Origin of the sequence: Treponema ruminis, from assembly GCF_014201975.1 — a bacterium.
In the GTDB taxonomy this organism is placed as follows: Bacteria; Spirochaetota; Spirochaetia; order Treponematales; family Treponemataceae; genus Treponema_D; species Treponema_D ruminis.
Window position 1 is genome coordinate 221,556 of record NZ_JACHFQ010000007.1, and the last position, 21,064, is coordinate 242,619.

General features: G+C 41.6%; 23 protein-coding genes. 17 read left to right on the forward strand and 6 right to left on the reverse strand.

All coding sequences use genetic code 11. From position 1 onward, the window contains the following. Nucleotides 1-9: 9 nt before the first annotated feature. The 14 genes from rplF (at nt 10) to HNP76_RS12140 (ending at nt 10,455) form a co-directional block, all read left to right on the forward strand. Nucleotides 10-549 (forward strand): 50S ribosomal protein L6, encoded by a 540-nt coding sequence (gene rplF, locus HNP76_RS12075; protein WP_184660854.1) that lies wholly within the window; start codon nt 10-12, stop codon nt 547-549. 14 nt (nt 550-563) lie between these two features. Then, on the forward strand, nt 564-929 hold the full coding sequence (gene rplR / locus HNP76_RS12080) for a 50S ribosomal protein L18 (RefSeq protein WP_184660856.1): 366 nt from the start codon (nt 564-566) through the stop codon (nt 927-929). Nucleotides 930-937: 8 nt separating this feature from the next. Next, a complete protein-coding gene (gene rpsE / locus HNP76_RS12085; protein WP_184660859.1) occupies nt 938-1,447 on the forward strand; it encodes a 30S ribosomal protein S5 in 510 nt (169 codons plus the stop codon). A 2-nt stretch (nt 1,448-1,449) separates the two neighbouring features. After that, entirely contained in the window at nt 1,450-1,635 is a 186-nt protein-coding gene (gene rpmD / locus HNP76_RS12090; protein ID WP_184660861.1) for a 50S ribosomal protein L30, read from the forward strand. Beyond that, nucleotides 1,635-2,096 carry a 50S ribosomal protein L15 gene (rplO, locus tag HNP76_RS12095; RefSeq protein ID WP_184660863.1) on the forward strand — a complete coding sequence of 154 codons (462 nt, stop codon included), beginning with the start codon at nt 1,635-1,637 and terminating at the stop codon, nt 2,094-2,096. The genes rpmD and rplO overlap by 1 nt, the downstream gene beginning before the upstream one ends. A 24-nt stretch (nt 2,097-2,120) precedes the next feature. Next, nucleotides 2,121-3,455: a preprotein translocase subunit SecY gene (gene secY / locus HNP76_RS12100; RefSeq protein WP_184660865.1), complete on the forward strand. Its 1,335-nt coding sequence runs from the start codon at nt 2,121-2,123 to the stop codon at nt 3,453-3,455. A 158-nt stretch (nt 3,456-3,613) separates the two neighbouring features. Next, nucleotides 3,614-3,727 (forward strand): 50S ribosomal protein L36, encoded by a 114-nt coding sequence (gene rpmJ, locus HNP76_RS12105; protein WP_184660867.1) that lies wholly within the window; start codon nt 3,614-3,616, stop codon nt 3,725-3,727. Between the two features lie 10 nt (nt 3,728-3,737). Continuing rightward, nucleotides 3,738-4,109, forward strand: coding sequence for a 30S ribosomal protein S13 (gene rpsM / locus HNP76_RS12110; protein ID WP_184660869.1), 372 nt, complete (start codon nt 3,738-3,740; stop codon nt 4,107-4,109). A 19-nt stretch (nt 4,110-4,128) separates the two neighbouring features. Beyond that, nucleotides 4,129-4,509 (forward strand): 30S ribosomal protein S11, encoded by a 381-nt coding sequence (gene rpsK / locus HNP76_RS12115; RefSeq protein ID WP_184660871.1) that lies wholly within the window; start codon nt 4,129-4,131, stop codon nt 4,507-4,509. A 158-nt stretch (nt 4,510-4,667) separates the two neighbouring features. Further along, nucleotides 4,668-5,729: a DNA-directed RNA polymerase subunit alpha gene (locus HNP76_RS12120; RefSeq protein ID WP_184660873.1), complete on the forward strand. Its 1,062-nt coding sequence runs from the start codon at nt 4,668-4,670 to the stop codon at nt 5,727-5,729. Then, complete coding sequence (gene rplQ / locus HNP76_RS12125) at nt 5,719-6,225, forward strand: 50S ribosomal protein L17 (protein ID WP_184660875.1); 507 nt, start codon at nt 5,719-5,721, stop codon at nt 6,223-6,225. The genes HNP76_RS12120 and rplQ overlap by 11 nt, the downstream gene beginning before the upstream one ends. Before the next feature lie 10 nt (nt 6,226-6,235). Further along, complete coding sequence (locus HNP76_RS12130) at nt 6,236-6,481, forward strand: hypothetical protein (RefSeq protein WP_184660877.1); 246 nt, start codon at nt 6,236-6,238, stop codon at nt 6,479-6,481. Between the two features lie 178 nt (nt 6,482-6,659). After that, nucleotides 6,660-8,753 (forward strand): methyl-accepting chemotaxis protein, encoded by a 2,094-nt coding sequence (locus tag HNP76_RS12135; RefSeq protein WP_184660878.1) that lies wholly within the window; start codon nt 6,660-6,662, stop codon nt 8,751-8,753. Between the two features lie 412 nt (nt 8,754-9,165). Continuing rightward, nucleotides 9,166-10,455 carry an O-acetylhomoserine aminocarboxypropyltransferase/cysteine synthase family protein gene (locus HNP76_RS12140; protein ID WP_184660880.1) on the forward strand — a complete coding sequence of 430 codons (1,290 nt, stop codon included), beginning with the start codon at nt 9,166-9,168 and terminating at the stop codon, nt 10,453-10,455. Here the strand turns inward: HNP76_RS12140 and HNP76_RS12145 are convergent. Beyond that, the gene (locus tag HNP76_RS12145; protein WP_184660883.1) at nt 10,368-11,168 is read right to left on the reverse strand and encodes a response regulator transcription factor; all 801 of its coding nucleotides are present in this window, start codon (nt 11,166-11,168) and stop codon (nt 10,368-10,370) included. The genes HNP76_RS12140 and HNP76_RS12145 overlap by 88 nt on opposite strands. A gap of 162 nt (nt 11,169-11,330) precedes the next feature. Here HNP76_RS12145 and HNP76_RS12150 point away from each other — a divergent pair, with 162 nt between their 5' ends. From HNP76_RS12150 to HNP76_RS12160, 3 genes are all read left to right on the forward strand, one after another. Continuing rightward, nucleotides 11,331-15,647 carry a carboxypeptidase-like regulatory domain-containing protein gene (locus HNP76_RS12150; protein ID WP_184660885.1) on the forward strand — a complete coding sequence of 1,439 codons (4,317 nt, stop codon included), beginning with the start codon at nt 11,331-11,333 and terminating at the stop codon, nt 15,645-15,647. A 254-nt stretch (nt 15,648-15,901) separates the two neighbouring features. Beyond that, the gene (locus HNP76_RS12155) at nt 15,902-16,048 is read left to right on the forward strand and encodes a hypothetical protein (RefSeq protein ID WP_184660927.1); all 147 of its coding nucleotides are present in this window, start codon (nt 15,902-15,904) and stop codon (nt 16,046-16,048) included. Beyond that, on the forward strand, nt 16,026-16,352 hold the full coding sequence (locus HNP76_RS12160) for a hypothetical protein (protein WP_184660887.1): 327 nt from the start codon (nt 16,026-16,028) through the stop codon (nt 16,350-16,352). The genes HNP76_RS12155 and HNP76_RS12160 overlap by 23 nt, the downstream gene beginning before the upstream one ends. Before the next feature lie 126 nt (nt 16,353-16,478). Here HNP76_RS12160 and HNP76_RS12165 read toward each other — a convergent pair whose 3' ends face one another. The 5 genes from HNP76_RS12165 to HNP76_RS12185 form a co-directional block, all read right to left on the reverse strand. Continuing rightward, nucleotides 16,479-17,483 (reverse strand): hypothetical protein, encoded by a 1,005-nt coding sequence (locus HNP76_RS12165; RefSeq protein ID WP_184660889.1) that lies wholly within the window; start codon nt 17,481-17,483, stop codon nt 16,479-16,481. 341 nt (nt 17,484-17,824) lie between these two features. After that, nucleotides 17,825-17,998, reverse strand: coding sequence for a transposase domain-containing protein (locus tag HNP76_RS12170; protein ID WP_184660891.1), 174 nt, complete (start codon nt 17,996-17,998; stop codon nt 17,825-17,827). Nucleotides 17,999-18,118: 120 nt separating this feature from the next. Beyond that, entirely contained in the window at nt 18,119-19,096 is a 978-nt protein-coding gene (locus tag HNP76_RS12175; protein ID WP_184660893.1) for a hypothetical protein, read from the reverse strand. 211 nt (nt 19,097-19,307) lie between these two features. Beyond that, on the reverse strand, nt 19,308-19,481 hold the full coding sequence (locus HNP76_RS12180; RefSeq protein WP_184660895.1) for a transposase domain-containing protein: 174 nt from the start codon (nt 19,479-19,481) through the stop codon (nt 19,308-19,310). Between the two features lie 120 nt (nt 19,482-19,601). Then, on the reverse strand, nt 19,602-20,501 hold the full coding sequence (locus tag HNP76_RS12185; protein ID WP_184660897.1) for a PD-(D/E)XK nuclease family transposase: 900 nt from the start codon (nt 20,499-20,501) through the stop codon (nt 19,602-19,604). Between the last annotated feature and the right edge of the window lie 563 nt (nt 20,502-21,064).

Sequence of the window (21,064 nt, forward strand, 5' to 3'; positions counted from 1 at the left end):
GAGGAAGGTATGTCAAAAATTGGTAAGCTTCCTGTTGCTATTCCAGCGGGAGTTACAATCACTGTAAACCCGGGCCTTGTTACTGTTAAAGGTCCAAAAGGCGAACTCAAAGAGAAAATCAACAACCTCGTAACTGTTGAAGTTAACGGTTCAGAGTTGTTGGTAAAACCAGTTGATGAGTCAAAAAATGCTGGTGCAGCTCACGGCTTGTACCGCAACCTCATTCATAACATGGTCGTAGGTGTTACAACTGGATTCACAAAGACACTTGTTATCACAGGTGTTGGTTACCGTGCAGAAGTTAAAGGTAAAGAACTTGTAATGAACCTCGGATATTCATCTGACTTCATCGCAGTTATTCCTGAAGGTCTTACTGTTACAGCAGACGCTGCTGGTAAAGTTACTATCAGCGGTATCTCTAAGCAGTTGGTAGGTGAATTTAGCGCTCAGATTCGTAAATTGCGTGCTCCAGAGCCATACAAAGGCAAAGGAATCCGCTATGAAACTGAAGTCATCAGACGCAAAGTCGGTAAAACCGGCGTTAAATAAGGCGGTGTAACACAATGTTCATTAAAAAGATGAATGATAAAGCAAGAAAACGCATGCATCGTAAGATTCACATCCGTAAATCAATCTACGGAACTGCTGCTCGTCCACGCCTGACTGTGTACCGAAGCAACACAAATCTTTATATGCAGGTTATTGATGATGATAAGGGACACACCCTTGCTTCAATTTCTACATTGGAAAAAGAATTTGCTGACCTCAAGCCAAACACTGAGGGCGCAGCAAAGCTTGGTGAAGCATTCGGAAAACGCTTGCAGGATAAAAAGATTACAACAGTAGTCTTCGACCGCAACGGTTATCTGTATCATGGTGTTGTAAAGGCCCTTGCCGATGGAACCCGCAAAGCAGGTATCATTTTCTAGGAGAGTCTATGGAACGCCAGAATAAGTTTGAAAAAGAACAGAAAGAGTTCGTTGAAAAACTCGTAAGACTGAACCGTACTGCTAAAACTGTAAAAGGTGGACGCCGTATGTCTTTCTCAGCTCTTACAGTTGTAGGCGACGGAAAAGGCCGCGTCGGATACGGATTTGGCAAAGCTAACGATGTATCTGAGGCAATTCGAAAGAGCATTGACAAGGCAAAGAGAAGCTTGATGTTCGTTCCAGTAAAGAACGGAACTTTGCCACACGAGATGCTTGGTAACTATAAGAGTTCTTCAATTCTTCTTAAACCAGCTTGTCCAGGTACTGGAATCATCGCTGGTGGTACAGTTCGTGCTATCATGGATGCAATTGGAGCTACTGATGTTATTTCTAAGTCTTTGGGATCTTCAAGCCCGGTAAACGTAGTTCGCGCTACATTCAACGCTCTTGAGAATCTTATGGACGCTAAAGAGATCGCATCTAACAGAGGTAAATCTCTGCAGGATATGTGGGGTTAATTATGGCTAAGAAAATTAAAGTTACTCTCGTAAAGAGCGTTATTGGTCAGAAACCTGAGAAAAAGGCAACTGTCCGCAGTCTTGGTCTTAAAAAGATTAGCTCTTCAGTTGTTCACGAAGCAACACCTGCCGTTCTTGGTATGGTAAATGCTGTTGCTCACCTTGTTAAAGTAGAGGAGGCTGAATAATGTCTGATTTTCTTTTGCACGCACCAGAGGGCGCTAACAAAAAGCCGAAGAGAGTAGGACGTGGTTCTTCTTCTGGACTCGGTACAACAGCTGGTAAGGGAAACAAAGGTCAGCAGTCACGCTCAGGCTCTGCTGTTCCGTATGTAGGCTTCGAAGGTGGTCAGATGCCACTTTACCGCCGCATCGCTCACCGTGGTTTCTCTAACTACCCTTTCAAGAAAGAGTATGATGTAATTAATGTCGAAGTTCTCGAGCAGAAATTCGCTGCTGGAGAAACAGTAGACAAAGCTTCACTCCTTTCAAAGGGGTTGATTAGATCAGCAAAAAGCTTGGTTAAAGTCCTCGGAAACGGTGACTTGACTAAGAACCTTACAGTTGATGTAGATAAGGTTTCTGCTTCTGCAAAAGCCAAAATCGAAAAGGCTGGTGGTTCTGTAAAGTCTGCTGAAGAAGCAAAATAAAAAAAGTAGGCTTTGGAGACACTCATGGCAAACAATCCAGTTGCAAATATGTTCAGAATTAAAGAATTGCGCGATCGCCTCTTCTTTACTTTTGTTGTACTCGTAGTTTTCCGTCTCGGATGCGTTCTTACAATTCCGGGAATCAATGCTCAGGTCCTCGTAAATTACTTCGAGGAACTTGCAAAGCATAACAAAAACGCGTTTGCCAGCTACATGGACTTTTTTGCCGGTGGTGCATTCTCTAACTTTTCTGTGTTCATGCTCGGTGTAATGCCGTATGTATCAACACAGATTATATTGCAGCTTGCGTTGATCATTTTCCCATCTCTTAAGCGTGCAGCTCAGGAAGATGGCGGTCAGCGCAAAGTTGCAGCTTGGACTCGAATCGGTACAGTTTTTGTATGTCTGATTCAGTCTTTGGCTGTAACTGTTTATGCGGCAAGTATTCCAAATGCAATCGCACTTGAGAATCAGCTTGCATTTAAGTTGCTCGCAATGCTCACTGTCACAACAGGCGCAATGATTACAATCTGGCTTGGTGATCAGATTACAGCACACGGTATCGGAAACGGCATTTCAATGCTCATTTTCGCAGGTATCGTTGCCCGATTGCCACACGCTGTTCTTGAGCTCCGTAACAGAGTTGCAGACGGCTCTCTCAACCCGGTATTCGTAATCATTGTTTTGCTTATGTTCATCGGAATCATCGCTTTTGTTGTTTACGAACAGTCTGGCGAACGAAAAATTCCAGTGCACTATGCAAAGCGTGTAGTTGGTCGAAAAATGTATGGCGGTCAGAGCACATACATTCCATTCAAAATCAATCCTTCGGGAGTTATTCCGGTAATCTTCGCATCATCGTTCTTGACTTTCCCGTTGCAGATTGTTTCTAGTCTTGGTAACAATCAGAATTCAGCTCGCTGGATCGCTTCGCTCTCTGCAAAGCTCAATCCAACAGGTTGGCTCTACAATATCCTTCTCGTTCTGTTGATTATCTTCTTTGCTTACTTCTACACTCAGGTAACACTGAACCCTACTGAAATCGCAAAGAATATCCGTGAGAACGGTGGTTCTATCCCTGGAATCAGAACAGACAAAACAGAAGAATATATGCAGAAAGTTCTGAATAGACTTGTATTGCCAGGCTCACTTTATCTCGCTGCAATCGCAGTACTTCCAACAATCATCCAGAATCTGTTTGGCTTCCCACAGTCAATTTCTATGTTGATGGGTGGCACCTCGCTCTTGATTTTGGTCGGTGTTGATTTGGATACAATGAGTCAGGTTGAAGCTCTTCTTAAAATGCACCATGCAGATGGTCTTGTTAAGAAAGGCAAATTGAGATCAAGAAATTTGTAAAATAAATTCTAAAGAATTTGCAAGAATTTTCCGAATTTTCTTGGTTTTCCTGTAGAATAAGATAGGGATTTTATGGTATACTCATCGGACTTGGATTGTAGTTCATTGCGAACTGCCATGATTCAAGCGAAGTATACTATATCCCCAGGGGGACTTTTATGAAAGTACGAACCAGCGTAAAGCCCATCTGCGATAAGTGTAAGGTTATCAAACGAAACGGAATCATCCGTATCATTTGTTCAAACCCAAAACATAAGCAGAAGCAGGGTTAAGGAGTAACAGATGGCTCGAATTGCGGGAGTTGATCTCCCAAATAAACATGTCTTTGTTGCATTGACCTACATTTACGGTATTGGTCGTTCATCAGCAATGACAATTTGTGAAAAGACAAAGATTGATCCAAACAAAATGATGAATGATTTGGATCAGGACGAATTGGCTAAAATCCGTACTTTGATTGACACAGAGTATAAGGTTGAAGGTCATCTTCGCTCAGAAATCGGTCTTAACATTAAACGTCTGATGGACATCGGTTGTTACCGTGGTCTTCGTCATCGAAAAGGTTTGCCATGCCGTGGCCAGCGTACACGCACAAATGCACGCACACGAAAAGGTAAGAAGAAGACTGTTGCTAACAAGAAAAAGGCAGTCTAATTAGACGGAGGAATAGTTAATGGCAACCGCAAAAAAGCGAAAGGAAAAGAAGAGCGTATACGAGGGAAATGTTTATATCCAGGCTACGTTCAACAATACTATCGTAACTATTACAGATTTGAACGGAAATGCTCTTTCATGGGCATCTTCAGGTGGACTCGGTTTCCGTGGAGCAAAAAAATCAACTCCATTTGCAGCTCAGACTGTTGCTGAAACAGCAGTTCAGAAGGCTGTAAGCTATGGTCTTCGTGAAGTCCATGTTTTTGTTAAAGGTCCAGGAATGGGTCGAGAGAACGCTGTACGTGCTCTTGGTGCTTTGGGATTGAAAGTAAAATCAATCGCTGATACAACACCAATTCCACACAACGGATGTCGTCCTCGCAAAACACGCCGTATGTAACTTTATTTCACCGAGGCAGGAGTTTCTTCCTGTCTTAGTGAATTATTGTGCTTTAAAAAGCATGGTTACTATCTGATAGTTGTGAAGTCAGAGGGTGAAAATCTTCTGAATGAAACAGTAGCTCCTGTATGAGCTCTAAGTTTGAAAAAGGAGTTCAGATGGCTCGAAAAAACTTGCTGAAAGGTTTTAAAAAACCAAAAACCGTTCAGTTCGATCCTCTTGAAACAAACCCGAATTACGGAAAGTTTACAGCTTATCCTTTTGAGACAGGATTTGGTACTACAATTGGAAATACACTCCGACGTGTACTTCTTTCTTCTATTCAGGGATACGCAATTTCCTCAGTAAGAATTACATCTTACGATCCTGACGGTGTTCCGCATGTTATTTCAAGTGAATTTGAAACAATTCCTAACGTTTCAGAAGACACTTTGGAAATCTTGAACAGTCTCAAGCTTATGCGTTTGAGATTGCCGGAAGACGTTGAGCAGGATACAATCCTTTTTGATTTCAAAGGTCCTGGCACAGTCAAGACTGATGACTTCGCAAAAGAAGGACAGCTTGAAGTTCTTACAAAAGATGTACCAGTCTTCACAATGATGGACGGTGCTCATGTCGAAATTGAGATTCAGGTTGATTTGGGAAGAGGTTATGTCCCTGCAGAAGTAAACGAGCATTATATCGAAGTTGTTGGTACAATTCCGATGGATGCAATCTTTACACCTGTAACAAAAGTAAAATACATGATCGAACCTTGCCGAGTAGGCCAGCGTAACGATTATGACAAGCTTGTTCTTGAAGTATGGACTGATGGAACTATAGCTCCAGAAGATGCATTGGCTGAAGCTGCAAAAATTGCAAAAGATCACTTCTCAGTTTTTGTAAACTTCAATGACAGTGATATTTCTGGTGGTGATGATTTTGATGAAGGCGATGAAAAGATTCGTCAGTTGCTTAACACTCCTGTAGAGGAGCTTGAGCTTTCAGTTCGCTCATCAAATTGTCTCAAAAATGCGAATATTCGCACAATCGGCGAATTGACTAGAAAAACTGAAGATGATATTGCCAAGACACGAAACTTTGGTAAAAAATCACTTACAGAAATCAAGGAAAAGCTCCTCGAATGGAACTTGAACTTGGGAATGACTGATTACAGCCATTTGAAAAACTCAGTCAATTTGACAAAGCCAGCACAAAAGGAAGAATCCAATGAGAAATAAGACGGGATTTAATCCACTTTCACGAACTGCCGCTCATCAGCGTGCAATGTCGCGAAACATGGTTACTTCACTTTTCAGATTTGAGCGCATTACAACTACAAAAGCAAAGGCTAAGGAAGTTCGTAAGGCTGCTGAAAAGTTGATTACACGCAGTAAAGTAGATTCTGTACACAACCGCCGTACTGCTGCAAAGTTTATTCAGGACGAGAAAATCTTGAACAAACTCTTTACAGAAATTGGTCCTCGCATGAAGGATCGCAATGGTGGTTATACACGCATTCTTAAACTCGGTTTCCGTCAGGGCGATGCCGCTGATGTTGTAATCCTTGAATTGGTTGACTACAAGTTGCCATCAAGCGAAGATGAAGCACCAGCAAAGGCTAAGAAAGCTGATAAAGAAGAAAAGAAACCAGCTGCTAAAAAAGCTCCTGCAAAGAAAGCTGCATCAAAGGCTAAGACTGCAGAGAAAGCAGCTCCTGCTGAAGAAGCTAAATAAGGAGTTAAGTATGTCTAAGGCACATCGTGGAACTGGAGTTCGCACTGAACCTAATCACGGTCGTGGAAAATGCCCACGCTGTGGAAACGAAAACATCAAAGTTCTTTATGAGAAAGAAATTGATGGAAACACTGTAAAAATCTGCAAATTCTGCAACGCTCAGTTGAAGAACATTGCACGCAAAGAAGCTAGAGCTAGCAAAGCCGCAGCAGCTGCTGCAGCACCAGCAACAGAAGAAGCTTCTGCTGAAGCATAATAATTAATATCTGATTATGCGTAGCCGCTCCTTAATACAGGGGCGGTTTTTTTATTTTAAATATTTAAATTCCTTTCTAAAAAACTTAAAATAAAATTGTAAAAAAATTGAAATAGTATATAATAGATAGTGGCGTTCACTTTTTCACGATCTGAATACCAAAAAATTTGAGGTATTTATGAAAATTTCTAAGTTCTTTCAAACATTACAATTCCGTTTAATTGCTATCGTTTTGGCAATTTTTATAGTTTCAAATGTTGTTATTGTATCGACAACATTAAATCTTTCCACAAATTCGACATCGAAAACAGTTGCCCGCTTACTTGATTCTGTTACTGACGCTGCGGTCAATAAAATCAGCGGTCAGACAGAAAAGCAATTCAGAATGTTACAGGCAATTGCTGAAATGGATATGATCAAAAGTGATGAAGTTCCTCTTTTGGAGAAATGTCAGCAGCTTACTCGTGTCTCAAAAATGAGCAGTGAATATGAAAATATCGGTTTTTATGACCTTGGTGGAAATAGTTTTACAGCGGCAGGCCAGAAAATTACCTTGAAACGTGCTTATATTGATGCGGCAGGAAGAGGTGAAAGATATGTCGCAGATCCGGCAGTCAATCCTGTAACTAACGTACTTTTTCAGATTTATTCGGTTCCAGTTTTTGATTCAAATAGAAAGCCAGTAGGTTGTGTCACGGCAAATGTTTTGGGTGAGGAGCTTTCAAGGCAGATTGAGAAAATCAGTTTCGGTGTTTCAGATTCACATGTCCGAGTCGTAAGCCGAAAGACTGGTCACACTGTGGCTTCGACTGTTTTTGATAATGTCCTTGAATTTGCTGATATAACTGAAAATGCAGATTCGAGCATTGCGCCGATCCTTAAAAAACTTATGGCGGGCGAGGTCGGAAGCGATATTTTCATAAATAAAGCTGATGGTGAAAAGATGCTTGCGGCTTATCGGCCAATTCCTAATACAGACTGGTCTGTTTTGGGCGTTTGTGATTATCAGGATTTTTATCACGAACTGACACACATGAGTTCAATTATCGGATGGATTTCCATTTTAATGATTGTCGTTGCTTTTGTTTGCGTTGGCGCTACGATGTCAATTAGTTTAAAACCTCTCAAAAATGTCAAAAATGCAATTGAGGATGTTGCATCTGGCGATGCAGATTTGACAAAACGAATTGAAAATCGAGGAAATGATGAAGTTTCTGATGTCGTCAAAGGCTTCAATTCGTTCATGGTTAAGCTTCAGGAGATAATTTCTCAGGTCAAAGGCTCAAAAAGCAATCTTGGAATTGCAGGTCAAAATCTTAAGGCGAGCACGGAAGATACTTCCAGTTCGATTACTCAAATTCTTGCAAATATCGAGTCTGTTTATACACAAATTAACAATCAGGCGAACAGTGTTCATCAGACGGCTGGTGCTGTCAATCAGATTGCGTCAAATATTGAATCTTTGGAGCGGATGATTGAGAAGCAGAGTTCGGGTGTAACGGAAGCAAGTGCGGCAGTTGAGGAGATGATTGGAAATATTCGGTCGGTCAATGCCTCAATGGAAAAAATGTCAAGTTCTTTCATGAGATTGAGTCAGAATGCTCAGAATGGCGCGCAAATTCAGCATGAAGTGAATGACAAAATTGAACAGATTAAAAATCAAAGCGAGACTTTGCAGGAAGCGAACGTTGCTATCGCTGCGATTGCAGAACAAACAAATCTTCTTGCGATGAATGCGGCAATTGAGGCGGCTCATGCGGGCGATGCTGGTAAAGGTTTTGCAGTAGTAGCTGATGAAATTCGTAAGCTTTCTGAGACTTCCGGGCAGCAGTCAAAAACAATTGGTGAGCAGCTGACAAATATTCAGAATTCAATTTCTGGTGTTGTATCGGCTTCGGTACAGTCGAGTGAAGCTTTTGGAGCTGTCACGGAGCAAATTAAAGAAACTGATGAGCTTGTACGTCAGATTAAGGCTGCTATGGAAGAACAGAATGAAGGTTCACAGCAGATAAATGAAGTTCTTCATGCGATGAATGACTCAACTCTTGAAGTTCGAACGGCTGGTCAGGAGATGTCCGAGGGAAACAAGGCGATTCTTGAAGAAGTCCGTAATTTGCAGGATGCAACTGGCGTTATGCAAGACAGCATGAATGAAATGCGGGTTGGTGCCCGAAAAATCAACGAGACCGGCGAAGCCTTGCGTGGAATTGCAAATCAAATGGAAGATTCAATTCAGGAAATTGGTGGTCAGATTGACCAGTTCAGGGTATAGAAAGACTTTTAACGGAAGCCGCTCCTTTTTTCAGGGAGCGGTTTTTTTTTGAAAAAAAATCAAAAAAAAATTATTACCCATTGACATAGTAGGAAATACGCTTTATAGTGTAATTACCTACTAAAGAGGTAGGAATAGATTAACAACAGGAGGAAAAAAAATTATGACGGAATTTTTTGAGAAATTAGTCAGAGAAAATTTTAGATTTGGGAGAATGATTTCCTGTTGTATGATGGCAAGTTAAAAAAGTTTTAAGTCCAATCGGAGAGGGTACTTAATATTTAGCAGGTGTTGAAGTCGAGTTTGCAAAGCAAACTCGCAGGGGCGTTTGAGCCCGCAGAGAGGGTAGGGCGCAACGAAGTGCGACCGTGGGGGGAGACTTCCCCCTTATTTATAAAACAGGAGAAAAAATATGACAGATACTAAACTTCATTTCGAGACTTTACAGCTTCACGTTGGACAGGAACAGGCAGATCCTACTACGGATTCACGCGCAGTACCTATTTATCAGACAACTTCTTATGTTTTCCATAATTCAAAGCATGCGGCTGACCGATTTGGACTTGCTGATGCAGGAAATATTTACGGACGTCTGACAAACTCTACTCAGGACGTTTTGGAGAAGCGTGTTGCGGCATTGGAGGGAGGCGTTGCGGCTCTTGCAGTGGCTTCTGGTGCGGCTGCAATCACTTACACAATCGAGGCTCTGGCTCAGGCCGGAGACCATATCGTCGCTCAGAAAACAATCTACGGCGGTACATACAATCTTCTTGCACACACATTGAAAGGATTCGGTGTTGAGACAACTTTCGTTGATGCCCACAATCTTGCAGAACTTGAGGGAGCAATCAAGCCGAACACAAAGGCAGTTTACCTTGAGACTTTGGGAAATCCAAACTCGGACATTCCTGACATCGATAAAATCGCTGAAATTGCACACAAACACGGACTTCCGCTTGTAATCGACAACACATTCGGAACTCCTTACCTTATCCGGCCAATCGAGCACGGAGCTGACATCGTAGTTCACTCTGCTACAAAATTCCTGGGCGGACACGGAACAACTTTGGGCGGCGTAATCGTTGATTCTGGAAAATTTGACTGGAAAAAATCTGGCAAATACGCTCCAATCGCAGAAGCAAACCCAAGCTACCACGGAATTTCATTCGCTGAGGCTGTAGGACCGGCTGCCTTCGTAACATATATCCGGGCAATCCTGCTCCGTGACCAGGGCGCTTCAATCAGTCCTTTCAACGCATTCCTTCTCTTGCAGGGCGTTGAGACACTTTCACTCCGACTCGACCGACATGTTGAAAATACAAAGAAAGTAGTTGAATATTTGAGCAAGCATCCTCAGGTTCAGAAAGTAAATCATCCTTCACTTGCTGACCATCCGGATCACGCCCTTTACGAGAAATATTTCCCGAACGGCGGTGCTTCAATCTTTACATTCGAAATTAAGGGTGGAAAAGATGCGGCATGGAAATTCATCGACAATCTGAAGATTTTCAGCCTTCTTGCAAACGTCGCTGACGTTAAGTCGCTTGTAATTCATCCGGCTACAACGACACATTCCCAGCTTACTGATTCGGAACTCGCTGACCAGGGAATCACTCAGAGCACAATCCGCCTTTCAATCGGCACTGAGCATGTAGACGACATCATTGCAGATTTGGAAAACGGTTTTAAGGCCGCAAAATAAAATAAAAAGCCGGGCTTGTCAAAAGAGCCCGGCAAATGACTTCTAGAAATCACTATACATCTGCCCCCCCCCCTAGTACCTAGTTTTAATAATAGTTCATTCCTTGCGCAGACTTTAGCCTTGTTGTAAATGTGGGCGATATGGTTCTCGATTGTGCGGACTGAGAGGCCTAACATTTTTGCTGAATCCTGATTTGAAAGACCGTTCTGAATGTTTTCAAGGACAACCTTTTCTCTTCTTGTTAAACGCTTGAGTATTTCCTTGATTTCCTGAGCCTGTTCCTGCAGGTAGGGCTGAATGTAAGTCTGGCCCGCCATGAGGGAATCGATTGCCTCCAGAAGAATGTGCTTTTCGGCGGTTTTTGAGACAAAGCCCTGGGCACCGTACTTTTCGGAAAGGGCTTTGAGCACGAATGAACCCCTGTCCAAATCCGTGAAGACCAGACTTTTGATGTTTAAGCCGGAATCCTTGATGGCGGAAAGAATTTTCATGCCCTTTTCGTTCCTTGCCTCGCAGGCCTTGCGGAAGTTGATTCCGATGATTGCGACCGCCTGTTCATCCTCCTCGAAACTGGCAAAATTGATGATTTCAAGGGCCTCTTCGACCGTACTTGCCTTGCCGCGAATTGTTAAATCTTTTTTTGATGAAATCCATGAGCAGATCCCTTCCATGACGATTGGCTCTGACTCAAAAACGTAAATTATTTTCTCCATAATCTCTATTTTTAAAAGAAAACTGCAAGAAAAGCAAGAAAAAACTTATTTTTCTTTTAGAAAATGAGTACAACACGCATGTTTTTCTCTGTATTCAAACTTAAACTGTCACGAAGTCTCTGTTAGGGATTAAAAAAAGTTTTCGTAAAAAAGGAGAATTTTATGAAAAAACTATTGCGATTAATTTCTGTCGCAACCATGCTTCTCGCAGCTACATCTTTCATGGCTTGTAGCAGCGATGATGATGACGATTCAGGTGCACGCAGCGCTTCTGAGCATGCACGTGGAGCTATCGTTGGTGTTGTTCTTGACAACAGGGGTGAACCTGTTGAAGGCGCAACAGTCACACTCGGCAATAAAACCGCTTCAACAAACCGCGGCGGTGAATTCGTACTTGAGAACGTTGATGTCAACGATCCAAAAGTAAAAGCTATCCAGACAGGTATTGGTAGTGGTTCTAGTACTACTACTACTACTGGTTCTACTACTACTATTACTACTGCTGCTGACTCTAAGCTTGAACCAGGTGCAGCTACAGCACCTACAACTAGTCTTAGTTATGCCTATACATTAAGCGTAACAAAGGACGGATACATTTCTGGTCTTGTAGATGGTATCTATGTTACTTCTGCTGAGAACATCGGTGGAATCGAGGATGCACGTCTTTCTGCTTTGAGAAATGAATATGCAAAAATCCTCGAGGAATATGCAAAGGCTGTTGGTACATCTACTGCTCTTGCAAGTACTGGTGATGTAATTGGTGCTACTCTTAGAGATACAGAGGACAAATCAGCTACAATGACAACTGTTGCTGGTGCCCTCAAGGAAATCCAGAAGCTTTATTCAGAGCTTGGCACAACATACAGCTCAACATGGGCAAGCGCTAAGCTCATTCCGTTGAATGCTTCTTTGAAGGGTACACTCAAACTCAACCCTTCTCCAGCAACAGCTGAAGTTTTCAATGCTACAACTTACACACCAAGCAAGGGAACTAAGGTAACTGTTACATATAACCGCGGTACTGGCTATTCTAACTACACATATAAGGCTGAGACAGACGAGAACGGAAACTTCTCATTTGAGAAACTTCCTTCTGGCGTAACACTCGGACTTTCTGTTGAAGGATTCACAGACAAAGCTGGTGATGTTACTGCTTACTTCTCAACAGACGTTGGTCCTACAGTGACAACTGGCACAGGTAACAATGCGACAACTTCACCTAAATATCATACAAATGCAGCAGAAATCCTCAACAACTCTTCTGCTACTCTTGGTTCATTCACAATTGATCCAAATTGTTTGAACGTTGCTGGCCTTGACATTATGCTCTTCGCTCAGCTCGAAAAAATCTGGGTTGTAAACACAAACCTCCTCAAGAACAACGATGCAGCGCTCATCAGCGTAAAAGATGACATCACATTCGAGTTCAACAAAGAGATTTCACGTGTTTCTCTCGGGGGTTCTGGATTCCAGGATGTTACTGATAAAAACTATACAGTAACAATCGACGCTACAGATGCAAAGAAAGTTACAGTAAAAGCAAATGACGGTGTTTGGACTCCAGCTGCTACTGAAGGTGGCAAGATTAAACTCGAAGTTCTTGCAAAAGACGGAACAAAAGAGCTCCTCAACGCAGAATTCCAGGCTTGCTTTGATACAAACATCTTCGTTTCTATCACAGAATCTTCTAAGAATGACAAACTTCTTGCACTCTCAGCTCCAGTTGTAGTCACATTCTCTAAACCAATGAGCACAGCTTCTGTAAGTGCAAAAGTTGCTAAAACAAGTGGAAGTGATCTTGCAAACAACTTCACCAAGACTTGGAGTGAGGACGGTACAACACTCACACTCACACCAACCAAGTTCTGGGACAAAGTTGATAGCGATGATGGTGCTGTTATTTTCACAGTTACTGGTGTTGCTAAAGACGAAACAACAACTATCAAATACTGGAAGACAAATTCTGATAATACAACAACAGGTGCAGATGGTGTTGACAAGTTTAGCGGTCTCAAAGTTTACTTCGACAACTATATCGATGTAACACTTGCAAAAGTTTCTGACTCTAAGTTTACAGCAACATTCTCTAAGGCACTCAAGGCAATCCCTGCTGCTGACTTGGAGAAAAACTTCAAAGTTTACTATTCTGCAACAGTTACTGACGCAGCTACATCTACAGCTGAGGTAAAAGATGCTAAACTTTCTCTTGACGGCTCTGTCCTCACAGTAGAAGCTAAGAACGGTGACTTCGAGAACTACGGCTACTATGCTGTAAAACTTGCTACAACAGATGTTGTTGGTGCTACTGGCGAGACAAACTTCCGCAAGTCTGGAGATGTTAAAGCTTCTACAACTAAACAGTTTGTAGCAGACTTCACTCTCGGTAAAGAGTTCAAACACGCTGGTGTAAAGATTGTTGACGCTCTCCCAGAGGGTGTAAATGCTTCACGTGCTGTTTATGCAGACGCTGCTAAATGGATTGAAGTAACATTCACAAAAGATGTTGCTAAATCAAATCTCAAAGTTGACAATCCTGTAGTTAACTACATCAAGGGTGCTGTTGTTTACATCCCACTTGCAAAACTTGATGATGATAAAGATGTTGAGCTTTCAGGTATTGTAACTGCTACAAATGGTGAGAAAGCTTACTACGGAGAAAAGAAACCATCAGCTACAACCCCAGAAGAAACACTCAAAACTGGCTACAAAGTTACAAAAACAACTTACAAGATGGTAGCTTCTAGTCTCTACACACAGAAAGCTTCTATCGCTGGTGGAAAAAACGACGCTACTGTTACAAAAATCAAGCCTACAGACAGTGTAACATTCACATTCGATCAGGATGTAACTGGTGCTACATGGACAGCTGAGCTTTATGACCAGTACAACGTTGGTCAGAAAGACCTTGAGCAGACATTGTACAAGGTAAATGTTGCTAAGGCAGCAGCTGATGCTACAGCAGAGGCTAAAAAAGTTATCACTGTTTCTTTGGCAGAAGGCAGCAAGGCACTTGTAAACGATGAGAAATATTTACTCTCACTCAAGGCTGTAACAGGTTCAGGTGATACAGAGATTGTACGCTACGACTCAAATGCATTTGTTACTAAAGAAACTACAGCAGGTGTTGCTGGCGACAAAAACTATGCTTGGGTTGATGGCGGTACTGAGTATACACTTGGTAACAAAATTGTTAAATCTAATGCTGATACTGGTTATACTTCTATTATTCCTGCCCAAAAGAAATACATTGCTATCGAAACAGAAGCAGCAGATGCTAAGTATGAGAACCTCTATGTTGTAAAAGCTGGAAAGAACTCTGCAACAACAGATTTCGATGAGTTCATGAAGTCTAACACAAGCTCAATCGTTCTCGAGTTCAACGAGGATGTTACAGGATTTACTGCTGAGCTTGCTACAAGCGATGCAAACTGGGCAACAAAGGATGATGTTGTAAAAGCTAACACTTATGTTTCTACTGCTGTACCAGCTGGCAAAGTTCTCACAATTAAACCAACATTCGCATTCCCATCTGGAAGCAATGTTTACCCAATCGTATTCAATGCTGAAGGAAAGAAAGTTGCTTTGAAAGATGTTGCTGGTAAGGCTTTTGGCTATGTTAATGACTCAACAACTAAGCACTATACTTCATTAACTTTCGCGGGAACTGGCAATGAAGTTAAACTTGACAAAGTAATTGCTAAAACTGAGGCAGCTACAGCATCTCCACTTGCATTGACATTGATTGATACTGCAGATACAGCTAACGGTCAGAATCTTACATTCTCATTTAATGCAAACATCTCAAAAACTTCTGCTGATTACGGAACATATAAATTGTACCGCAAGGTTGTAAGTGCAGTTCCTGATTCTGATAAGTGGGAACCAGTAAAAAATGGTTCAGGCGATGTTATTGAATTTAAGCTTGCTTCACATAATATTTATTATGTTGACGATGTTCAGAAGAAAGCTGGTTCAAAATATGCAGAAATTGCAGACTTTGCTATTCGAAAGTTGACTCCATGTATTTCTGTAAATGCTGGTGCGAATGAATTCGACTATGCTAAAGATTCATACTACAAACTTGTTCAAACAGTTGATAATGTTGACATCTATTCGGATGCGGTCAAGGTTACAGAAAATGCTGTTATCTTCCCGACAATTACACTTGGTATTACAACACCAACAGACGAATTTAACGAAACCCCAATTACTACGGATGCAAAAACTGTCAATATTCCAATGACAGCATATTTGAAGTCAGTTTCTGCAACTGGTGTTAAGGGGTCTGGTAAAGCCACTGATCTTGGCGAAAACAGTGTTCTTAAGGCTGGAAAAGTATCTGCTTCAGTAGGTTCAGATGGTAAATCTATTGACCTTAAGATTGTAAAGGATGCAACAGCAGCTAAGGGTAACCAGATTAGAATTACAGTAACAAATGTCAATGGTCTTGAAGTATCAACAACTATTGATGTTAAATAATTCTAGTTTATCTTTTAGTCAATAAAAACTACACTTCACGGCCAAGCCGTGGGGTGTGTGTAACCCTAAACAAAGGGAGGAAGTTCAATTATTTGGGCTTCCTCCCTTATGTGAAATTAAGTATTAATTAGATATTTAATATCCGTCATCCTATGAAAAAGATTTTATTAAGATTTTTTTCATGGAGTGGCAGAGCGGAGATTGCAGTAGCTTGATAAGCTACTTTTTTTTTAATATTGAGAAGAGTGATAATAATGAGTAACGATGGCAAAAAGAAAATAGCATTTTTATTTGGCGCTGGAGCGGAAGTTGAGTATGGTTTACCTTCTGGCGGTAAATTAGCGTTGGATATTTTTAGAAATGAAAACAATGGTCGCGATGAATTCAACTTTAGAAAATAAAAGAGAAGTTATTAAGGATTATCTATCAAAATTTGATACAATTGCAGAGAATAAATCAAAGAATAAATTTTTTAAAAATTTTGAAATCGAAAAAAGTATAGAAAAACTTACAAATAAGAAAGTAAGGGACTATTATCTAAATGAAGCAATTAAAATTCATAGGGCTCTTCATGGAAAAAAGTATTATATTGATAAATTCAGACTTGAAAAGGATTATTCTAACTTGTTAGTATTGCCACTAAATAATGGAAGGCAGTCAAATGGGAAATTTTGGTATGAAGCTATGATAGAAAAAATTCTATAATAAGATGCCCAGTTGTAAGCAAAGTAACTGCAAACGAAGTCCTTTAAACAAAAACACAGTCCGAAAAGCAGCGTATACTTTGCTCTAACGGGCTGTGTTTGGGAAGCGAATCAGAAGTTAGCGATTTTAAGCTTTCAGCTCGTCTTTGAGTGCCAGCACTTGGTCCAAGGGCAGGGAACAACATTTTGCAATTTTCTCTGGGGATAAATCGGTTTCAATGAGAAAGTTCTTCGCGTTGGAAATGGCGTTTTGTCGTTCACCTTCACTTCGACCAAGCTTTTTGCCATAAACTACGCCGTCGTCATAGCCATCTTCGTAGCCTTCGGCACGGCGGTTACGGTCATAGTCTTCCTGATTGAATTCTGTGAGAAGGTTTCCGACAATGTTCATCCGCTGCTCCTTAAAATAGCCCTCTAGAAAATTGCCCTTGATGGCAAAGTCCACGGCTTCGTTGATTGCGTCTTCCGGCTCCATTCTCTTGTCCAGATTCGCCTTTACCCGGTCAACGAAGACACAGTAATGATACAACGACTCGCACTTTTTTTGAAGACTTTCGTTGTGATTTTTGTTGATGTTGATTACGGTTGCCGTCCATTCGAACTCACCAGAACTGTCAGTGACTTCGAACAAATCGGAAAGCCTGTATTTTACGATGTCATCCTGTTCCTGCTTTCCGTTGTAGAAGACAACAAACTTAGGGGAAGGAATCTTGATTCTTGCCCGGCCGAAAATGTCCAGATTCCGTTTGGCGACTTCCTTCTGATAAAGCTGGGAGAAGTAAATCAGTCCTCTGAGCGGCATGTTTGGATTGACAGTAGACTGCTGCTCAAAGAGGTGCATCTCCGAGTTTATCAGGAAGGACAGGTCATTCTTCATGGTGACGTAGATGACGTCATCAATCGTGGTGATTTCAAGCGCGGAAATGTCGGTGTAGTTTTTGTCACTAAGCGCGTTATACAATGACAAAAGCCAGCGTTTGCTCCGGTCATCCTTGCCGCTGTAAATCGAGCGGAATAGAGTGTCACGAAATGTTCTTTTTGTCGCATCAATGCCTGGCAAGTTTACTGTTTTTGCCGTCCTAACCTTTACTCTCATTCGATTCTTCTTGATTGCCTTTGTTTTCTTTTTCATAAAGACTCCTTTTGAATAAATGTGTGTAAGCTCTTTTTCCTTACACATATTTATTGCCAAAATTTTTTCGTTTTCGGCAATGCAAAAGGCAAAAAGTCAGAAAATTACAAAAAAAACTGCCACACGGATGTGGCAAAAGAGCAAATAAAGCCTGCAAGAATTTTGCTTGCAAAATTCTTGTCACGACATGGATGTCGATGTTTTCGGTAATGCAAATGAAAGAAAGTCAGAAAATTACAAAAAAAATTATAAGAAAGGCGATAAATTCCTCAAAACAGTTTTATCCGTCAAACGAAGCCGGGAAAAAGAGCATTCCAGCTCTTAAAATAGAATGCCATTTCTTAATTTTCTGGATTATCCGGGAGCCACTGTCCGCGGGGCTGGTATGGGGTAATTTCGATGTTCCATGGGAGGAGTTTTTCCCAGTCTTCTGATGTCTCGCAGTATGGAGCGCGCTCAAAGACACACCGCAGGTAATCTTCCGGACTGACTTTGTGAATCTTTGTATCCGTCAAACTAAAGACACTGGAAAATGTAAATGTGAAATTTGTTTTCCCTTAGTATTCATCAAACACAGCCCGAAAAGCAGCGTATACTTTGCTCTAGCGGGCTGTGTGTGAAAAGCGAATCAGGTGCTAGAGATTTTCAGCTTTAAGCTCGTCCTTGAGGGCAAGCACCTGTTCAAGTGGCAAGGAACAACATTTTGCAATTTTCTCTGGGGATAAATCGGTTTCAATGAGAAAGTTCTTCGCGTTGGAAATTGCGTTCTGTCGTTCACCATACTCCACGCCGTCTTCAAATCCTTCGGCACGGCGGTTGCGGTCATAGTCTTCCTGATTGAATTCTGTGAGAAGGTTTCCGACAATGTTCATCCGCTGCTCCTTGAAATATCCCTCTAGAAAATTACCCTTTATGGCAAAGTCCACGGCTTCGTTGATTGCGTCTTCCGGCTCCATTCTCTTGTCGAGGTTCGCCTTTACGCGGTCAACGAAGACACAGTAATGATACAACGACTCGCACTTTTTTTGAAGACTTTCGTTGTGATTTTTGTTGATGTTGATTACGGTTGCCGTCCACTCGAACTCTCCAGAACTGTCAGTGACTTCGAACAAATCGGAAAGCCTGTACTTTACGATGTCATCCTGTTCCTGCTTTCCGTTGTAAAAGACCACAAACTTTGGCGAAGGAATTTTGATCCGCGCCCGGCCGAAAATGTCCAGATTACGCTTGGCGACTTCCTTCTGGTAAAGCTGGGAGAAGTAAATCAGTCCTCTGAGCGGCATGTTGGGATTGACCGTGGACTGCTGCTCGAAAAGATGCATCTCCGAGTTTATCAGGAAGGATAAGTCATTCTTCATTGTGACGTAGATGACATCATCAATTGTGGTGATTTCCAATGCTGAAATGTCGGTGTAGTTTTTGTCACTAAGGGCGTTGTAAAGCGAGAGAAGCCAGCGCTTACTCCTGTCATCTTTTCCGCTGTAAATCGAGCGGAAGAGAGTGTCACGAAATGTTCTTTTCGTTGCGTCAATGCCCGGCAAGTTTACTGTTTTTGCCGTCTTATCCTTTACCCTCATTCGGTTCTTCTTGATTGCCTTTGTTTTCTTTTTCATAAAGACTCCTTTTGAATAAATGTGTGTAAGCTCTTTTTCCTTACACATATTAATTGCCAAAATTTTTGCGTTTTCGGCAATGCAATTGGAAAAAAGTCAGAAAATTACAAAAAAAATTATAAGAAAGGCGACAAATTCCTCAAAACAGTTTTATCCGCCAAACGAAGCCGGGAAAAAGAGCATTCCAGCTCTTAAAATAGAATGCCATTTCTTAATTTTCTGGATTATCCGGGAGCCACTGTCCGCGGGGCTGGCATGGGGTAATTTCGATGTTCCATGGGAGGAGTTTTTCCCAGTCTTCTGATGTCTCGCAGTATGGAGCGCGCTCAAAGACACACCGCAGGTAATCTTCCGAACTGACTTTGTGAATCTTTGTATCCGTCAAACTAAAGACACTGGAAAATGTAAATGTGAAATTTGTTTTCCCTTAGTATTCATCAAACACAGCCCGAAAAGCAGCGTATACTTTGCTCTAACGGGCTGTGTGTGAAAAGCGAATCAGAAGTTAGCGATTTTCAGCTTTAAGCTCGTCCTTGAGTGCCAGTACCTGTTCCAGTGGCAAGGAACAACATTTTGCAATTTTCTCTGGGGATAAATCGGTTTCAATGAGCAAGTTCTTCGCGCTGGCAATGGCGTTCTTTCGTTCACCTTCTTCCTCTGCGTTCAGAATGGCCGTGTTATAGTCGCAGATTGCCGTATGAATGGAATTCTCTATTGCCCAGTTGATTTCATCCTGGCTTACGGTCAAAAGTGATGATTTTGCTCGCATAAGGCCTTCCTCGCTTTTTATGATGCTTTCGATGTAGTCTTTCTTATTTTCATCGCTGGCATAAGAAAGAAAGAGTCCCCATTTTTCAAGTTTTGTAAGTTTTTCTGGTGGCTTTCCAAAAAGCTTGTGGATTTTTATGAGGTCGAAGAAAATGACATTTAACTTTCCTGCCAGTTCCTTTCCGTCTGACCTCTTCATAGTATACCATTCAAGTGGCGAAAAGTCATCATTATTGAAGTGAAAATTCAGCACGGAAATCTGATAGGCCGGGGGCGTTTTCCAGTTGTCGCCTTTACGGTTGGATGAACTTAAAAGTCGTGCCGCCTGAATCTCTGCGCGTGCAGAATAATCATAGTCCTGGCTCCTGGACTGCATCTCAAGATCAATTCTTTCCCCATCATCAAATTTGACGCTGACATCAAAACTCATCTGATTTTGATCCTTCACTTCTGATGCTGGCTCGTTGGGCATTAGCTCCAGGTCAACGACATTTCTGTTCAGGATTGTGGAGATAAAGTCTTTCAGTGCCTTGTTGGAATCCTCGGTGTCGGCGGCGAACATGGCCTTAAACGAACTGTCGCATTTTGGATCGAGCAGGGCTGTCGGTGAAGGACGAAGTGTATTTGTGTTTTTCATAATGGCTCCTTTTGGATTAATATGTGTAGCTTTCACGGCATCTCAGCCTTTTTCTTTCTACACATATTAATTGCCAAAAAAATTCGATTTTCGGCAATGCAAAAGGAAAAAAGTCAGAAAAATTCAAAAAATAATTATGAAAATGGCGGCAAAGTCATAAAAAAAGCACAATCCGCATACACGACAAGCTGTCGTACAAGCGGGTTGTGTGTGAAAAGCGAATCAGAAGTTAGCGATTTTCAGCTTTCAACTTTCCGATTTCAATTCATCTTTGAGTGCCAGCACCTGGTCAAGTGGAAGACAAACTGCTTGAGCAATTTGCTCTGGAGTGCCAAGATTCATCCGAAGCAAGTTCTTCGCGTTAGCAATTGAATTGTACCCCTTGTCAAGGACACATAAGAAGAAGGGATTAAAAAATCCGAAGAAAATTTTCAAATATCAGTTGGATTTTCTTTCTTTAGAGGATATATACCAGTAGTGAAATATTTGTAGTATTCATCTGGAGAAAGTTTAGCCAACTGCCACTGATAACGTTCTGTGTTGTAATAATCAATCCAGTCATC

What these genes read in the sequence shown, in the direction of transcription:
- HNP76_RS12160 (WP_184660887.1), top strand. Translation starts at nt 16,026, where the DNA reads ATGAATTCAACTTTAGAAAATAAAAGAGAAGTTATTAAGGATTATCTA.
- rplQ (WP_184660875.1), top strand. Translation starts at nt 5,719, where the DNA reads ATGAGAAATAAGACGGGATTTAATCCACTTTCACGAACTGCCGCTCAT.
- rpmD (WP_184660861.1), top strand. Translation starts at nt 1,450, where the DNA reads ATGGCTAAGAAAATTAAAGTTACTCTCGTAAAGAGCGTTATTGGTCAG.
- rplR (WP_184660856.1), top strand. Translation starts at nt 564, where the DNA reads ATGTTCATTAAAAAGATGAATGATAAAGCAAGAAAACGCATGCATCGT.
- HNP76_RS12120 (WP_184660873.1), top strand. Translation starts at nt 4,668, where the DNA reads ATGGCTCGAAAAAACTTGCTGAAAGGTTTTAAAAAACCAAAAACCGTT.
- HNP76_RS12145 (WP_184660883.1), bottom strand. Translation starts at nt 11,168, where the DNA reads ATGGAGAAAATAATTTACGTTTTTGAGTCAGAGCCAATCGTCATGGAA.
- HNP76_RS12140 (WP_184660880.1), top strand. Translation starts at nt 9,166, where the DNA reads ATGACAGATACTAAACTTCATTTCGAGACTTTACAGCTTCACGTTGGA.
- HNP76_RS12185 (WP_184660897.1), bottom strand. Translation starts at nt 20,501, where the DNA reads ATGAAAAACACAAATACACTTCGTCCTTCACCGACAGCCCTGCTCGAT.
- secY (WP_184660865.1), top strand. Translation starts at nt 2,121, where the DNA reads ATGGCAAACAATCCAGTTGCAAATATGTTCAGAATTAAAGAATTGCGC.
- rpsM (WP_184660869.1), top strand. Translation starts at nt 3,738, where the DNA reads ATGGCTCGAATTGCGGGAGTTGATCTCCCAAATAAACATGTCTTTGTT.
- rpmJ (WP_184660867.1), top strand. Translation starts at nt 3,614, where the DNA reads ATGAAAGTACGAACCAGCGTAAAGCCCATCTGCGATAAGTGTAAGGTT.
- HNP76_RS12135 (WP_184660878.1), top strand. Translation starts at nt 6,660, where the DNA reads ATGAAAATTTCTAAGTTCTTTCAAACATTACAATTCCGTTTAATTGCT.
- rpsE (WP_184660859.1), top strand. Translation starts at nt 938, where the DNA reads ATGGAACGCCAGAATAAGTTTGAAAAAGAACAGAAAGAGTTCGTTGAA.
- HNP76_RS12150 (WP_184660885.1), top strand. Translation starts at nt 11,331, where the DNA reads ATGAAAAAACTATTGCGATTAATTTCTGTCGCAACCATGCTTCTCGCA.
- rplF (WP_184660854.1), top strand. Translation starts at nt 10, where the DNA reads ATGTCAAAAATTGGTAAGCTTCCTGTTGCTATTCCAGCGGGAGTTACA.
- HNP76_RS12130 (WP_184660877.1), top strand. Translation starts at nt 6,236, where the DNA reads ATGTCTAAGGCACATCGTGGAACTGGAGTTCGCACTGAACCTAATCAC.
- HNP76_RS12165 (WP_184660889.1), bottom strand. Translation starts at nt 17,483, where the DNA reads ATGAAAAAGAAAACAAAGGCAATCAAGAAGAATCGAATGAGAGTAAAG.
- HNP76_RS12155 (WP_184660927.1), top strand. Translation starts at nt 15,902, where the DNA reads ATGAGTAACGATGGCAAAAAGAAAATAGCATTTTTATTTGGCGCTGGA.
- rpsK (WP_184660871.1), top strand. Translation starts at nt 4,129, where the DNA reads ATGGCAACCGCAAAAAAGCGAAAGGAAAAGAAGAGCGTATACGAGGGA.
- rplO (WP_184660863.1), top strand. Translation starts at nt 1,635, where the DNA reads ATGTCTGATTTTCTTTTGCACGCACCAGAGGGCGCTAACAAAAAGCCG.
- HNP76_RS12175 (WP_184660893.1), bottom strand. Translation starts at nt 19,096, where the DNA reads ATGAAAAAGAAAACAAAGGCAATCAAGAAGAACCGAATGAGGGTAAAG.